Source organism: Photobacterium sp. R1 (assembly GCF_054600795.1).
The window spans coordinates 1-749 of sequence record NZ_BAAHZP010000046.1; the positions used below are offsets into that span (position 1 = coordinate 1).

Below are 749 nucleotides of genomic sequence, written 5' to 3' on the forward strand. Positions count from 1 at the left end.
GGGCATCAAATACGCTACATCGCGGTCAAAACCCACGACCTGGGCTTCAATGGCTTCACCATCATCGGTTTCAACCAGACAGCGCTGTTCCAGTCTGAACTTACAACCAACGGCCTGAAGCATCAGGCCGTTCACTTTCACCAATCGCCCGGTGACCCGGGCAATCGGAATCGATGACATAGAGGCGAGAGCATCATTCAAACGCTCATGAAATGCGCCGTCACTCACTGAGACTCTCCGCCGTTACTGCTGTTACTGAATGGCTGGTTTCAGCCGCTGACGGCTGCACTGCCGGATTCTCCAGCAAATGCTCACGCAGCGTTTCCATACAGGCTTCCAGTCTGGCATCACTGCTGGCATCGGCTTCAGCATGATCCGTTACCAACTGAACACCGCCAACAGGCATTTCTTTATTTGCAACCAGCTTCCAGCTCGGGTGCAGGGTCGGACTGAGATTGGTTATACGCTCCAGATCCTGCGGGTTAAGGTTGATCACCACCTTGTCGCTGTTACCCGGCATACTGTCCAAAGTTTCTTCCACCAGCGCCAGAATTTGTTGCGGCATCAGTGTGAGTTCGGCACGAATCACCTGCTGGGCAACTTTCTGTACCAGAGAACAAATCTGCTCGCGCTGGGCATGTTCCCGCTCATCCTGCCATTGCTGAATATGCGCTTGCAGTGCCTGTATTGGCGCTATCGCAGATTCATATTTTCGCGCCCCTGGCTTTCACCTTTGCTATACCCCTGCT

1 protein-coding gene and 1 pseudogene are annotated in these 749 nt (G+C 53.5%); both read right to left on the reverse strand.

Going from position 1 to position 749, the window contains the following annotated elements; translation table 11 throughout:
* Positions 1 to 180 (reverse strand): annotated as a pseudogene (gene fliI / locus ACYP03_RS23855) (flagellum-specific ATP synthase FliI); the annotation flags it as partial.
* A gap of 40 nt (positions 181 to 220) precedes the next feature.
* Positions 221 to 697: a FliH/SctL family protein gene (locus ACYP03_RS23860; RefSeq protein WP_459782342.1), complete on the reverse strand. Its 477-nt coding sequence runs from the start codon at positions 695 to 697 to the stop codon at positions 221 to 223.
* Positions 698 to 749: the final 52 nt, after the last annotated feature.